Source organism: Pseudoalteromonas sp. NZS37 (genome assembly GCF_015864265.1).
GTDB lineage: Bacteria > Pseudomonadota > Gammaproteobacteria > Enterobacterales > Alteromonadaceae > Pseudoalteromonas > Pseudoalteromonas arctica.
The window spans coordinates 34,307-47,984 of sequence record NZ_JADYXL010000002.1 but is presented as its reverse complement, the minus strand read 5'-3'; the positions used below and the strand labels follow the sequence as shown (position 1 = coordinate 47,984).

Below are 13,678 nucleotides of genomic sequence, written 5' to 3'. Positions count from 1 at the left end.
TAGTGCAGATGTTGCAAAGTTTAACCAGCAGCAATCACCCATAATAATAATTTAAAGGGGCACTGTTTTACCGACAACAAAAGAAGGTAGGTTATGAGTAATCCAAATAACGTATCGCTGAATATTAACCACGAGCTTGAATTTATTGATGGTCAAGCGCTTAATATTCCAACCCTTAGTATTTTAACTGAGGACGGCGACATTCATCCTAGTGCAACCGCACCTGATATTTTAAAACATACCGCCATTAAGTTATATGAAACAATGCGTTTTATACGTTTGTTAGATGAACGTATGCAAGGCGCGCAGCGCCAAGGCCGTGTTAGTTTTTATATGCAATGCCTAGGCGAAGAAGCCGCAGTTACAGCCTCTGCTGCTGCACTTGATCAAGACGATATGATCATGGCTCAATATCGTGAACAGGCAGCACTGCATTATCGTGGCTTTACGCTTGATCAATTTATGAACCAAATGTTTTCAAATGAATTGGATTTAGGTAAAGGTCGTCAAATGCCAATTCATTATGGGTCTAAAGCGCTAAACTACATGACAATTTCATCGCCATTGGGCACGCAAATACCACAGGCAACAGGTTATGCATATGGCCAAAAAATAAAACACATCGACGCTAAAACAGGCGAGCTTGCCAGCACAATTGATAATGTAACCATTTGTTATTTTGGTGAAGGTGCAGCGTCTGAAGGTGACTTTCATGCCGGTTTAAATATGGCAGCGGTTCACAGAGCGCCGGTTATATTTTTTGCACGTAATAACGGCTATGCAATATCAACCCCTGCTGATGAGCAGTTTAAAGGCGACGGTATTGCATCGCGTGGTGTGGGTTATGGCATTAAAACAATTCGTGTTGATGGCACCGATGCACTTGCAGTGTATGCGGCGACTAAAAAAGCACGCGAAATAGCTTCAACACAAGGTGAGCCTGTACTTATTGAATCGATTGCTTATCGTTTGGGTGCGCACTCTACGTCAGACGATCCAAGTGGTTATCGTTCTAAAGATGAAGAAGCGAATCATCAAACGTGTCCTATTGATAAATTTAGAAAATGGCTGGTCAAGCAAGACTGGTTAAACGAAGAAGACGATATAAAAGCAAAAGAGTCGATTCGTGAAGAAATTTTAGCCGCGCTTAAACGTGCTGAAGTTGTTGCAAAGCCCGCTTTAGAAGAACTGGTATCAGACGTTTACGATACACCAATTCCATTATTGCAACGCCAGTACGAGCAACTAAAAGAACATATAAAACAGCATCCAGATGCTTACCCAGTAACCGCAGGGAGAATTAAGTAATGGCTAAAATGAACATGCTCCACGCAATTAACTCTGCTCTCGATATTACGATGAATGAACACCCTCAAGCCTGTATTTTTGGTGAAGATGTTGGTTACTTTGGTGGTGTATTTAGAGCAACATCGGGCTTGCAAGAGAAGTACGGTAAACATCGTGTTTTTAATACGCCTTTAACCGAGCAAGGTATTTTAGGTTTTGCTAATGGTTTAGCTGCTTTTGGTGCGCCTGCATTGGCAGAAATTCAATTTGCGGATTATATTTTCCCAGCGTTTGATCAAATAGTAAATGAAGCCGCTAAATTTCGTTATCGCAGTGGTAATGAATTTAATGTCGGTAACTTAACTATTCGTACACCTTATGGTGGCGGTATTGCTGGTGGTTTATACCATTCACAATCACCCGAAGCCTATTTTGCGCACACACCGGGTTTGAAAGTAGTTGTACCGCGTAACCCTTATCAAGCTAAAGGTTTATTACGTGCATCAATTAAAGATGATAACCCAGTTATCTTTTTTGAACCTAAACGACTATATCGTGCATCAATTGGCGAAGTGCCAGAAGAAGATTACAGCATTGAATTAGGCACGGCTGAAGTAGTGCAAGAGGGTGCCGATATTACGCTTTTAGCGTGGGGTGCTCAAATGGAGATTATTGAAGATGCAGCAAAGCAAGCAAGTGAGCAAGGTATAAGCTGTGAAGTTATTGACCTTCGTAGTATTTTACCATGGGATGTTGAAACGATTGCTAAATCGGTTATTAAAACCGGCCGTTTAATCGTGAGTCATGAAGCGCCTATAACCAATGGCTTTGGTGCAGAGATAGCCGCGACAATACAACAAGAGTGTTTCTTGCATTTAGAGTCGCCAATTTTTCGTGTATGTGGCTTAGATACGCCATACCCATTGGCACTTGAAAAAGAATACGTACCGGACGCACTAAAAGTGTTAGCTGCAATTAAACAATCAATGGATTTTTAGGGGTTACCATGGCTAAAGATTTTATATTACCCGATATTGGCGAAGGCATTGTTGAATGCGAAGTGGTTGATTGGTTAGTTAAAGAGGGCGATATTGTGTCTGAAGATCAACCAATTTGTGATGTGATGACTGATAAAGCATTGGTACAAATACCAGCGGTACATGATGGCGTAATTACAAAGCTATACTATTTAAAAGGTGAAATTGCCAAAGTACATGCACCTTTATTCGCGATGGATGTAGCGGGTGAGAGCCCAAGTAATGGATCAGCACAAGAAATAGTACAAACAGCACCTCAAACTAATAACGGTGCAGCTGATTTAGTTGAGGACTTTATACTCCCCGATATTGGTGAAGGTATTGTTGAGTGTGAAATTGTTGATTGGTTAGTTGCTGAAGGCGACGAAATAGAAGAAGACCAAGCGGTTTGTGACGTAATGACCGACAAAGCATTAGTACAAATTCCGGCAAAATATACAGGCACAGTAAAAAAACTATATTACCAGAAAGGTGAAATAGCAAAAGTACATAGCCCGTTGTTTCAAATGACAATTGCAGGCAGTGCAGCAAAACCAAATGTTGATATAAACCAAGCGGTCGTAAAGGCTCAAACTAATGCCGTCGCGGAAAAAGTTGCCCCTGTTAAAACACAGCAAACTGCTAAAGTTATCAATCAAAAAGCGGTTGCATCCCCCGCGGTTCGTCGTAAAGCTCGTGAGCTAGATGTTGATTTAACCTGTGTACCAGGTAGTGGTAAAAATGGCCGTATTTACAAGCAAGATATTGAAGAGTATGTAAAAGGCGAAGTGCCAAATACTATTGATACTTCACCGCTTAATAGCGATGCTTCTCAAAGTGCAGTGCAAAACCAAACACAGAATCAAAGCGGTGGCGTACGAGTAGAGCAAATTAAAGGCATTAAAGCGGCCATGGCCAAGCAAATGGTAGCTTCGGTTTCAACTATTCCGCACTTTACGTTTAGTGATGAAATAGACTTAACACAGCTTATAGCTTTGCGTAGCGCTTTAAAAGAGCAGTACAAAGCACAAGGCGTTAAGCTCACCATGATGCCATTTTTTGTAAAAGCACTCTCGCTAGCAATGAAAGAGTACCCTGTACTTAATTCTAAAGTGAACGATGAATGCTCAGAGCTTACCTATTATAACGATCATAATATCGGTATAGCGGTTGATTCAAAAATTGGCTTGTTAGTGCCTAATATTAAATCGTGCCAGAGTAAGAGCATTGTTGATGTGGCAAATGATTTAACCCGTTTAACTCATTCAGCGCGAGAAGGCCGTGTTGCACCCGATGATTTAAAAGGTGGGACAATTAGCATCTCTAACATTGGTGCTATTGGCGGCACTATTGCGACCCCTATAATTAATAAACCAGAAGTGGCTATTGTTGCGTTAGGTAAACTGCAGCATCTACCGCGTTTTGATGAAAGTGGGCAGGTTGTGAGTAAAGCTATTATGCAAGTGAGCTGGTCTGGCGATCATCGCGTTATTGATGGGGGCACTATTGCTCGCTTTAATAACCTATGGAAATCGTACTTAGAAAACCCATCGGCAATGATGATGGCTATGAGTTAATAGCTAAATTGTTAATATGTAATAAAAACCAGCTTTTAGCTGGTTTTTTGTTTTAATATCAGCTGTTTTTAATTAAGATACAAATGTTACTAAAAAGTAATTGGATTAACCCCGTTAGGGAATATAAAAAATAACACTAAGGAAATTTTATGGAACACTATATGAACGCGTTGCGTAGCTACGCAGATTTTTCAGGCCGTAATCGTCGTAAAGCATTTTGGATGTTTATGCTAATTAATTTTATTTTTTCGCTTTTGACAGGTGTTATAGATGGTATTACAGACACAATGTTCGTAAGCTCTATTTATAGCTTAGCGCTATTTATTCCTGGCTTAAGTATTGGTGCTCGTCGTCTACATGACACAGGCCGTTCAGGCTGGTGGCAGCTACTTTGGTTAGTGCCAGTAATCGGCTGGATTGTATTAATTGTTTTCCTTGCTCAAGATTCACACGAAGGCGAAAATGATTTTGGTCCAAATCCAAAAGAATTAGCAGTAGAACCAACTACTGTATAAGTAAGAATAACTTAACATGTTAAAAGCTCAGGAATTGCTGAGCTTTTTTGTTTTTTTATTTCTCATTCTTTTAAATTTCAGCAAAAAAATACAACCCATAACCAACTATTAATGCGGGAATAGACGTATAAAGTGTAGCTATAACTGCAGCTTTGGGCGCCATTGCTATTGCTGGAAATAACGCATCACCATCGTTAGAAATTGCGTTTCCTGCTAAAGCACTAAAGGGAATAATGCCTTGAATATAAAGTGTTGTAACAATTATTTGCGGGCCACAGCCGGGTAAAAATCCAATAAGCACTGCAATTAATGGGGCTAAATAGGCGTAATGTACAAACCACGTTTTTAAATCAAGTCCTGCAATGTTAACCAAAATCTCAAATAGCATAAAAGAGGCTACAACCCATGCCGTTACAAAATGGGTATCTTGTAATACTTTTATTATTTTAGAAGGGGGGTTACATGCATCGTCTTCTGACGTTACTTCTTGATAGCTTTCACCTCTTGACGAAAGCGCCCAAATACTAACAATAAATAAAGCCATTACCGCACCAAATAGCGTAATTACAGTGCTTGTGCTTGAACCAAACTGTGAAAAATCAACATTAAACGCAATCAAAAAGGCAATTATAAGGCTTGGGATAATTGCTACCATCCAAACCGGTCTACTGATTTTAATAATGTTAGTTGAAAGTATTTTAATTTGGTGCTTTTGTTCTTGCGCTGTTGGGCGTAAAAAGTCTTTTTTGTGTATTGTATTAACCAGTAAACCACTGAATGTACCCACAACTAACCCTATCCCCATAATTAACAAGCCTTCAGTAGGGCGGGTAGCAAGTAATAAAAATGCTGCATCTCCCATTGTAGCTGTTAGCACCGCAACAATAGCACCAAAGCTTGCTTGGCCTTTTGTAAATTGAGTAACCACAATAATAGCCCCACCACAGCCAGGTAATGCACCTAAAACCGCTGCAAAGCTAATTTCTAAAATAGGGGACTTGGCACTTAAATAACTAAGCTCTAATTGAGGTAAGTGTTCTATAGCGTAGTAATAAATTAAAAGGGTAGCAGCAACAAACACACTCACTTGAAAAAATGCATCACTTAGTGCGGTCATTGTTATTTCGCGTAATTGCGGTATTGCAAGGCAAGTTAAAATAAATAAAGGCAGCAGTAAGCGTTTATTTTGGCTCAAAAATCGTTTTGAGGCAGGAGTAATAAAACCAATGTGAGGGAGTGAAATCATACAATGCGACCTAATAAATTAACTAGGTCACACTGTATATTTTAATTAAATGATAATCAATATCATTTGCATCTATTTAAATCGATTACTCTGTTTGAGTTTTTCGATAGCCAAATCTAAGTTAGTTTAAATTTGAATTAAAGGCTGTGATTAAATTGGGCTACTTACGCTGAAATTCAGAGTTTGTATTCCACGTTGGCCACTGTTCTGTTTCAGAAATATCAAAACCTACTTTATAAAATAATTGTAAGTCTTGAACAGCACCCGATAAATCCCATTCATCACGGTAACGGTCACATGGTTGATGGTAACAACCGCGAAGTACTAAACTCATACGTTTACGGTAATTAGCCGTTTCTTCATCAGCAGCCACTGTGCCGCCACCTGCATACATTGCCGGAATACCCATATTCGCAAATGCAAAGTGATCAGAGCGATAATAGCCACCAGATGACGGTTTAGGATCACCTGATATTGTTCTGCCTTGCTCTTTAGCCGCAGTTTCTAAAAACTCATCCATTTGTGATTTACCAATACCAACCACATTCATGTCTTTTACTTTGCCTAATAAATTTAAGCTATCCATGTTTATGTTAGCGACTGTTTTATTCGCTGCAATCACGGGATTTGCCGCATAGTATTTAGACCCTAATAAGCCTTGCTCTTCAGCAGTTACTGCTAAAAATGTCATTGAGCGGCTAGGGTGCTTTGGTAATTTAGTAAAGGCTTCGGCTACTTCAATTAGCCCAGCGGTACCCGTTGCATTGTCGTGAGCACCGTTATAAATTTGATCGCCTTTACGTGTTTTGTCTGTACCTAAGTGATCCCAATGAGCCGAGTAAATAACATGCTCATCTGGTTGCTCGCTTCCTGGTAACGTAGCGATAAAGTTATACGACACCGATTTTTTAATCGTGTTTTTAATACTAACAGAAGCAGTTAAATCGCCCATATCAACATGGTAAGCACCTTTAGCAGCATTCGTTTTAACGGTATCAAAATCTAAACCTGCTTTAGTAAAAAGCTCTTTTGCTACGTCAGTTGTAACCCAGCCTTCAACGGCTACGCGGTCCATATTGTTGTTTTCTTTTTGAAAACCAAACTGCTCGCCGCTCCACGAGTTTTCAACAACCGACCACGGATAAGATGCAGGTGCTGTTTCATGAATAATAATTGCACCTGCGGCACCACGGCGACTCGCTTCTTCGTATTTGTATGTCCAACGCCCATAATAGGTCATTGCGTCGCCAGTAAATAAAGCAGGGTCTTTTGTTGCAAAACCCGGATCGTTAACCAGCATTACAACCGTTTTGCCCTTTACGTCTAAACCTTCGTAATCATTCCAATTGTATTCAGGTGCGTTAACGCCGTAGCCCACAAATACAAGTTCAGAATTTTCTATGCCTTCTTGAGCACTTATCCGACTGCTACCCATAACCATGTCTTTTTTGTATTGGTAGTCTTTACCGCCAATACTAAGCACCATGTTCGAATCAGCTTCTAAAGAAACTAATGGCACTTCTTGTAAGTAACTGTCGCCATTACCTGGTTTTAAACCTAAAGCTTTAAACTGCGCAGTTAAATAATCAAGCGTTAGCTTTTCGCCTGGTGATGAAGGAGCACGACCACCAAATTCGTCCGATGCGAGTACTTTTACATGTTTAGCCAGTTCATCAGCTTGAATACTGTTATAACCATTTGTTACATCAGTAGGTGTAATACTTGTTGTTGCGCAACCTGCTAAAACAGCAGTGGCAAGGAGTGTGAGAGAGAAATAATGTTTCATGTCAGCTCTTTTTTTGTTTTAAGTTGTGATTAGTATATTAACTTCTATTAAGTAGAACCAGTTTTTGCGGTAAACTTCTCGTAAATTATAGGCATAAATAGTTAAAGGTTTAAATGAAGCGTTTTACTCCCCCCGAGCAGTGGCAAATCAGTAGTTTAGAAACAGGTGCATTTGCGCATTTACGTGAGCTGTTTAAAGTTAACGAACTAACAGATTGGCCGGTGCCGCAGTGGTTTTCTCCATTTTTAAACGCTATTAATGCGAATAATATACCTATTACTTTTAAAGATGATGCAAAAGTAGATTTTGGCGATCGTTATTACGAACAAGTTATTTTTGAAACGGGTGTTGTACCTACACGCAGTGAGAATTGGCATGACTTATTTGGAGGCTTTATTTGGTGTTTATTTCCTAAAACCAAAGCACTTATAAACCAGCGGCATGTACAAGATATAGCTGAACATGGTTTGCAAAAGCGTACCAAACATCGTAATGCACTAACGCTCTTTGATGAATGTGGTGTTGTATTAGCTATAAGTGAAAGTAAATGGCAGCAGTGGCTTTGCGATCATCAATGGAAAACAGCATTTGTTGAGCATAAAAGCGAATGGGGAAAAAGCATTAAAGCGTTTATGTTTGGCCATGCTAATTATGAAATGCTCACCAAACCTTATATAGGCTTAACAGGTAAAGCGTTATTTGTTTGTGTACCTAATGAAATATTTTGTAAAGATTTAGTAACTCAATACCAGTACCTTGACCAAGCCCTTTATGAGATGATTAATACAGATAACTGCTTAGCTGATAACAAACAGCTTTCACCACTGCCTTTATTAGGTGTGCCTGGCTGGCATGACGAAAACAAAGACGACTCTTTTTACAACAATACAGATTATTTTAGAGCGAAACGAAGGATACGAACATGATAGAAGTTGCTGGGCTTAAAAAGAAATTTAAGCTAACTAAAGATCACAAAAAAAATAAAATAGACGACATCGACCCTCGTGAAGATAAAGATTACTTTCACTCAGTACGAGATGTGAGTTTTAGCTGCGCAAAGGGTGAAGTACTTGGGTTGCTAGGCCCAAATGGTGCGGGTAAAACAACTACACTTAGAATGATTTCAACCGCGTTAAAGCCCGATGAAGGTTCAATAACAATTGCCGGAAACGACATTGTAAAAAAACCGCTACTGGGGCGTAAGTCTATCGGTTTTTTATCGGGCTCTACCGGTTTGTATGGCCGCTTAACTGTAAAAGAAAACATAGAGTATTTTGCAAAGCTCCACGGTATGAGCAAAAGCGATATTGCATCGCGTTGTGATGAGCTATTTACATTGCTTGATATGCATAAGTTTGTAGATAAACGCGCAGAAAACCTATCAACAGGTATGAAGCAAAAAGCAAATATTGCGCGTGCTGTTGTTCATCGCCCAGCAGTTGTTGTGCTTGATGAGCCAACAACGGGTCTGGATATAATGACCACGCAAACCGTTATTCAATTTATTAAGGGTTTAAAGGCGCAAGGTACTCCTGTTATTTTTTCGACCCATCATTTAGATGAAGTTGCACTTTTATGTGACCGAGTCGCTGTAATTAACGAAGGTATTAGCTGCTTCGACGGAACAGTAGATGAATTTAAACAAGCAGGTAATAGTGATGAGCTTAATCAAGCGTTTATGAACATATTAACGGAGAAACATGATGTTTGAGGTATTTAAAAAGGAATTAAGAGAGTTATTACGCGACAAAAAAACGCTATTATTTGTTGTTGCGCTTCCTGTCGCTATATTTCCGTTATTGTTTGCCGTAATGGCATTTATAAGCTCACAAGCAGCAATGGACGCAGAACAAAAAGTAAATACGTATGCCATTATTAATGGTGAATATGCACAAGAATTTACTGATAAAGTGTTTTATCACAAAAGTTTTGAGCTTTATAAAGGTGCTAAAACCTTTAATAACATTGAAGAGCTTAAAGCTGGCGTTATAGCTGGCGATATTGATATGGGTATTTATTTACCAAGCCATGCTGAGCAAACACTAGATAATGGTGAACAAAGTCAGTGGCAGGTTGTTTTTAACGATTCAAAATCTATTAACTTTTTATTCGAACGCGTTAAAGAGCTAGCAAAAGAATACAGTGACGTACTGCAAACTCAAAAGCTAATCAGTTTTGGTATTGAAGAGTCTGTTCAAAAATCCATTCTTAATCCAATTGAAGTCATTAAAGTAGATACAGCCGATAAACGCGAAAACCTTGGCGAAAAAATTGGCGGGTTTTTACCTTACTTACTTATACCATTAGTACTAATGGGGGCTACTTATCCCGCTATTGATTTAGGCGCGGGCGAAAAAGAACGCGGCACACTAGAAACACTCCTACTTACACCTATTACGCGTACAGAGCTGGTGCTTGGTAAATTTATAACTTTGTTAACTACATCCATTGCCTCCACAACCATAACGGTCTTGAGTATGGGTTGCTGGATAGCACTGGCGTTAGCATTTGCCGATCTAGATTTTATTAAAGCGGCATTTAGTACATTAGCGGTAACCGATTTACTGATGATATTTGTATTGCTACTGCCTGTGGCTGCTATATTTTCGGCTTTGGCACTGGCTATATCTATTTATGCACGTACGTTTAAAGAAGCACAAAACTATATGGCCCCCTTAAGTATGGGCGTGTTTTTCCCTATTATTATTTCAATAATGCCAAATATGGAGCTTACTGCTAAAACAGCATTCATTCCTGTTACAAACGTGGCTTTAGCAATTAAAGAAATAGTAAAAGGGACTGTTGATTACACATTTGTAGGCTTAATATTTTTAGCAACTGCAATCATTGCAGCCGGACTACTGGCATTTTGCGTTAAATGGTTTAACAGAGAAGATGTGCTGTTTAGATAATAATATAGATTTAGCACTCTAAAAATATATAAAAGGTAGCATTGGCTACCTTTTATATTTTAAAGGAATGATTGGTTGAAACAACTATTTTATAATCTGTGTAAGTCGATATGGGTACTCTCATTCATTTATAATTCATATAGAGAGTGTGCTCTAAATAAAACTAATGATTTAGTCTTTTTATTATAAAAATTATAACGATAACCGATTAGTTAGATGGTCCAATTCTTTCGTTAATGCTCTATACTAATAACAATAAAAATTTATGGTGAAGGTAAATGTTGAAAAAGAATAATTTTTTGAATGTGACAAAAAATAATAGACTAATGCTCGTTGCAACAATAATATTTGTTCTTATAGCTTTACCATCTCTGTATTTGTTTGACCAAAAAGTAAGAAGTGATGTTTATAATTCAGCCCAAATAGAATTAAAACGTGAGCTTGAAACAAAAAGCCTTTCACTAAAAAACCATCTTAAAGATAGTGTTACCGCTATTCGCTTTTTAGACGCAACGCCCCCGATTAAAGGCATTACTCGCGCCACTGAAAACAAGAAAATAGATCCCTTGTTAGGCACGCACATTGACGTTTGGGAAGAGCGCTTAGCGAGTATTTTTAGTGGTTTTATGCGCACAGACGACAGCATACTTCAGGCTCGCTATATTATTCTCGCAGATGGTGGGCAAGAAGTTGTCAGGGTTGATAGAAACCAACTCGGAGAAATTAATCGACTGCAAGGCCTGCAATTACAAAAGAAAGGCCAACGCGATTACATGATAAAAGCGAGTATGCTCGATAATAAAAGTGTTTATATTTCTCCTATTAACTACAACCGTGAAAATGGGCAGATACAAGAACCTTATATAAGTACTTTTCGTGTAGCTAAGCCTGTTTTTGATGAAAAAAATAAAATTTTTGCAATATTAGTCACTAACTACTTTGCTGATAAATTAATAAAAAGTTTAACGGTTGAATCTCCACAAGGAACACAAATTTACCTAATGAATAATGAAGGTGAATTTTTATATCATCCAAACTCTCAATTACGCTTCGGTTTTGAATTTAATAAAGCAAAAACATGGACTGAAGAATTTTCCACTGCAAGCACAATGGCAGAGCAAGGCACTTTACCGCTAAGTAATTACCCAATTGCTTACACGTTAAAAAAGCGTATTTCGCTTGATGGTGATATTGCGATGTTACCTTTAGAGCTTGGTGTAAGTGTTGATACTAAAACGTTGTTTGCAAAGGTGAACGAAAGGCGTCAAAACTTTATTGCAATGCTAGTGGTATTCTTTAGCGTATTTTTAGTTATTGCCTTTTTATACCAACGTTTTATAAACCGTAAGTTGTTAATTAATTCTCTAAAAGAGCAAAACAATAAAGTAATAGAAAATTCTTTGGATGCTATTTTTACAATTGAGCAAAACGGCGAAATTGTTCACTTTAATAATACAGCTAAAGAGGTTTTCGGTAATTCAATCTCAGGCACTAGCCCTGATTTTGTTTCTTTATTTAACTTAAATGAAGCCGATAATAACTGTATAGAAGAGACTATTTCAAACGGATCAAAAATGCCGTTTGAAGCTATCTACACAGATGGTTATGGCAACAAACAATACTTTTCAATTACACTCAGTAGTATTTTTGATGTCTACAATAACCGTTATCAGGTAGCGGCTATTTTAAGAAATATTAGCTCATTAAAAAATACTCAATCAGAGCTTGAAGGCTTAAACAGTACTTTAGAGCTAAAAGTCTCACAAAGGACTGTTGAGCTAGAGCGAGCAATTGATCAAGCATTAGCAGCGAGCCAAGCAAAAAGTGACTTTGTAGCAAATATATCTCACGAAATACGCACACCGATGAATGGCGTTTTGGGTATGCTTGAAATGCTCAAAGAAGATGGCTTAAGTGAACAACAATACCATTACTTAAAATTAGCTAATAGTAGTGCTAACTCTCTGATGAATTTGATTAACGATATTCTCGATTTTTCTAAAATAGAAGCGGGTAAGCTTGATATTGATAATCATACATTTGATGTTGTTACAGTATGTAGCGATATGATTAGCTCTTTAGCGTTACAGGGCCAGCGCAAAGGTCTTGAAGTATTCTTAGATACAAAAGATGTAGTAGATAGAATGGTTATTGGCGACAGCCATCGACTAAAACAAATTTTAATTAACTTAGTTAATAATGCATTTAAATTTACCCACCGAGGTGAAGTAAGTTTAACTGTCGGCTCCAAGTACATTACCGACTCAAAGTTATTAATGAGCTTTACAATAAAAGATACCGGAATTGGTATAGCGCCAGAGAACATAGACAAACTATTTGAAGTGTTTACACAAGAAGATTCAAGTACAACCCGTCATTTTGGTGGTACAGGCTTAGGCTTATCTATATGTAAAAAACTTGCTCAGTTAATGGGTGGTAATATTACGGTTATAAGTGAAAAGGGTGCTGGTAGTACCTTTACCGCAACAGTTGAGCTACATGTAGCACAAGAGAAAAAACTAAACACAGGTATTGAGCTTGCTACAAGTATTAACGTAGCGGCATTAATAGCGCGCGATAACGTTTATAAAAACGTGTGCGATTTATTGCTACTAACCTGTAAAGTAAATGCAGAAAACATTGTAAGACTCGACTACTTTAGTGAGCATAAAGAGTTTGAGGCTGACTTATTATTGATTGATGATGAGCATCCTCAAATTGATGCGTTAATTGATTACTGTAAACAGTTTAATAAAAAGTACGTCTTAATTTTACGCGACATGGTGACCGATAAACCGACTAAAATGATATTACCTGAGGGTAGCCACATTCTAAATAAACCGCTTACCCAAGATCAATTTAGCTATAAGTTAGCCAGCTTATTTGGTGCTAGTAATGATTGTATTATAGCGCCACCCAAGGGCTTAACAGAAGAACAAGTAGAGCCTGACTTTTCTGCTTATCATATATTATTAGTAGACGATAATATGATAAACATTGAAGTAGCTAAGGCGATTTTAAAACGTACAAAAGTAAAAATCACCTGTGCATCAGACGGTGTAGAAGCATTAGAAGCATTGAGAGAAAACACAGAGCAAGCTTTTGATGTTATTTTAATGGATTGCCAAATGCCTAATTTAAACGGCTACGATACAACAAGTGAAATCAGAAATAGTAAGGCCGGGGTAGACTACACTTACATACCTATTATTGCTATGACAGCAAGCGCGATGGAAGGTGATAGAGAACGTTGTTTAACTGCAGGCATGAACGACTATATTACTAAACCAATCAAGCCAAGAACGCTAAAAGATAAGTTAATCACCTGGCTAAGTTAAT

Annotated in this window: 10 protein-coding genes; 8 read left to right on the top strand and 2 right to left on the bottom strand. The window is 38.1% G+C overall.

Annotated features, from left to right (window positions below; genetic code table 11):
- Positions 1-93 precede the first annotated feature (93 nt).
- From I6F47_RS03655 to I6F47_RS03640, 4 genes are all read left to right on the top strand, one after another.
- Positions 94-1,308 carry a thiamine pyrophosphate-dependent dehydrogenase E1 component subunit alpha gene (locus tag I6F47_RS03655; RefSeq protein ID WP_197102999.1) on the top strand — a complete coding sequence of 405 codons (1,215 nt, stop codon included), beginning with the start codon at positions 94-96 and terminating at the stop codon, positions 1,306-1,308.
- Positions 1,308-2,285 carry an alpha-ketoacid dehydrogenase subunit beta gene (locus tag I6F47_RS03650; RefSeq protein WP_197183348.1) on the top strand — a complete coding sequence of 326 codons (978 nt, stop codon included), beginning with the start codon at positions 1,308-1,310 and terminating at the stop codon, positions 2,283-2,285. Before I6F47_RS03655 ends, I6F47_RS03650 begins: the two co-directional genes overlap by 1 nt.
- An 8-nt stretch (positions 2,286-2,293) precedes the next feature.
- On the top strand, positions 2,294-3,880 hold the full coding sequence (locus I6F47_RS03645) for a dihydrolipoyllysine-residue acetyltransferase (RefSeq protein ID WP_197183347.1): 1,587 nt from the start codon (positions 2,294-2,296) through the stop codon (positions 3,878-3,880).
- A gap of 149 nt (positions 3,881-4,029) precedes the next feature.
- Complete coding sequence (locus I6F47_RS03640; protein WP_007586837.1) at positions 4,030-4,395, top strand: DUF805 domain-containing protein; 366 nt, start codon at positions 4,030-4,032, stop codon at positions 4,393-4,395.
- 70 nt (positions 4,396-4,465) lie between these two features.
- On the opposite strand, the gene I6F47_RS03635 is transcribed toward I6F47_RS03640, so the two are convergent.
- Positions 4,466-5,641 (bottom strand): putative manganese transporter, encoded by a 1,176-nt coding sequence (locus I6F47_RS03635; protein WP_007586835.1) that lies wholly within the window; start codon positions 5,639-5,641, stop codon positions 4,466-4,468.
- Positions 5,642-5,801: 160 nt separating this feature from the next.
- Positions 5,802-7,427, bottom strand: coding sequence for a M28 family metallopeptidase (locus I6F47_RS03630; RefSeq protein WP_197183346.1), 1,626 nt, complete (start codon positions 7,425-7,427; stop codon positions 5,802-5,804).
- Positions 7,428-7,540: 113 nt separating this feature from the next.
- On the opposite strand from I6F47_RS03630, the gene I6F47_RS03625 reads away from it, so the two are divergent.
- From I6F47_RS03625 to I6F47_RS03610, 4 genes are all read left to right on the top strand, one after another.
- Positions 7,541-8,353, top strand: coding sequence for a DUF3025 domain-containing protein (locus I6F47_RS03625; protein ID WP_197183345.1), 813 nt, complete (start codon positions 7,541-7,543; stop codon positions 8,351-8,353).
- Positions 8,350-9,138, top strand: a complete 789-nt coding sequence (locus I6F47_RS03620) for an ABC transporter ATP-binding protein (protein ID WP_007586825.1) — start codon at positions 8,350-8,352, stop codon at positions 9,136-9,138. The genes I6F47_RS03625 and I6F47_RS03620 overlap by 4 nt, the downstream gene beginning before the upstream one ends.
- Positions 9,131-10,339 carry an ABC transporter permease gene (locus I6F47_RS03615; RefSeq protein WP_008171197.1) on the top strand — a complete coding sequence of 403 codons (1,209 nt, stop codon included), beginning with the start codon at positions 9,131-9,133 and terminating at the stop codon, positions 10,337-10,339. The genes I6F47_RS03620 and I6F47_RS03615 overlap by 8 nt, the downstream gene beginning before the upstream one ends.
- 326 nt (positions 10,340-10,665) lie before the next feature.
- Positions 10,666-13,677: an ATP-binding protein gene (locus I6F47_RS03610; protein ID WP_442960272.1), complete on the top strand. Its 3,012-nt coding sequence runs from the start codon at positions 10,666-10,668 to the stop codon at positions 13,675-13,677.
- Position 13,678 lies beyond the last annotated feature (1 nt).

What these genes read in the sequence shown, in the direction of transcription:
- I6F47_RS03615 (WP_008171197.1), top strand. Translation starts at nt 9,131, where the DNA reads ATGTTTGAGGTATTTAAAAAGGAATTAAGAGAGTTATTACGCGACAAA.
- I6F47_RS03620 (WP_007586825.1), top strand. Translation starts at nt 8,350, where the DNA reads ATGATAGAAGTTGCTGGGCTTAAAAAGAAATTTAAGCTAACTAAAGAT.
- I6F47_RS03610 (WP_442960272.1), top strand. Translation starts at nt 10,666, where the DNA reads ATGCTCGTTGCAACAATAATATTTGTTCTTATAGCTTTACCATCTCTG.
- I6F47_RS03625 (WP_197183345.1), top strand. Translation starts at nt 7,541, where the DNA reads ATGAAGCGTTTTACTCCCCCCGAGCAGTGGCAAATCAGTAGTTTAGAA.
- I6F47_RS03645 (WP_197183347.1), top strand. Translation starts at nt 2,294, where the DNA reads ATGGCTAAAGATTTTATATTACCCGATATTGGCGAAGGCATTGTTGAA.
- I6F47_RS03655 (WP_197102999.1), top strand. Translation starts at nt 94, where the DNA reads ATGAGTAATCCAAATAACGTATCGCTGAATATTAACCACGAGCTTGAA.
- I6F47_RS03650 (WP_197183348.1), top strand. Translation starts at nt 1,308, where the DNA reads ATGGCTAAAATGAACATGCTCCACGCAATTAACTCTGCTCTCGATATT.
- I6F47_RS03640 (WP_007586837.1), top strand. Translation starts at nt 4,030, where the DNA reads ATGGAACACTATATGAACGCGTTGCGTAGCTACGCAGATTTTTCAGGC.
- I6F47_RS03635 (WP_007586835.1), bottom strand. Translation starts at nt 5,641, where the DNA reads ATGATTTCACTCCCTCACATTGGTTTTATTACTCCTGCCTCAAAACGA.
- I6F47_RS03630 (WP_197183346.1), bottom strand. Translation starts at nt 7,427, where the DNA reads ATGAAACATTATTTCTCTCTCACACTCCTTGCCACTGCTGTTTTAGCA.